At 60.7% G+C, this 774-nt stretch carries 1 pseudogene; it reads left to right on the forward strand.

Going from position 1 to position 774, the window contains the following annotated elements:
* Positions 1 to 230: 230 nt before the first annotated feature.
* Positions 231 to 774, forward strand: a pseudogene (locus EN750_RS37125) (prolyl oligopeptidase family protein); the annotation flags it as partial.

The following is a 774-nucleotide window of genomic DNA, read 5'->3' on the forward strand; positions in this document are numbered from 1 at the left end:
TCCTTGATGTGGGGCGTCGGCGGCATCGCCGTGCCGCCGCTGGCGGGCGGCGCCATGGATGTTATGGGCGCGAGAGGTCTGCCGATCACGCTTGGCTTGATGTGCCTGGCGCTGGCTATTGCTAGCCTCGCTGGTGGGCGGAAAGCCTCAATTGTGCGCTGAGCATAGTTAATATCGATACGGCCTATCGGCGTTGGCTTTTTCAAAGCAACGCGTTTATCGGAGACCTGATGACCAAGCCTGCCACCCAGACGCCGAATTCCACCCCCTCGACCAACGATCCCTTCCTCTGGCTGGAGGACAGGACAGCCAAACAGTCATTGGACTGGGTACATCGCCAGAACGAGGTCACGGTTGGCGAATTGCAGGGCGATCCGTCCTATCAGGCGTCGTTCCAGACCGCGCTCGACCTGATGACGGCCGAGGACAACATCGCGGTCGGCGCGGCAAAAGCCGGCCATGTCTACAATTTCTGGCAGGACAAGACCAATGTGCTCGGCCTCTGGCGCCGCACGACCGTCGCTTCCTACAAGACCGAGAAGCCCGACTGGGAAACGATCATCGACTTCGACCAGCTTGCGGCGAAGGAGGGGATAAAATGGGTTTTTGGCGGCGCAAGCCGACTCTATCCGGACTTCAACCGTTGCCTGGTGAGTATGTCGCCGGATGGCGGCGACGCCAGCGAGATGCGCGAATTCGACATCGCGACCAAGTCCTTTGTCGAGGGCGGGTTTCGTGCGCCCGCTTCCAAGTCGGGCTTCAGCTGGCTGGACA

This window comes from Mesorhizobium sp. M7A.F.Ca.ET.027.03.2.1, assembly GCF_003999175.1.
Lineage (GTDB): Bacteria > Pseudomonadota > Alphaproteobacteria > Rhizobiales > Rhizobiaceae > Mesorhizobium.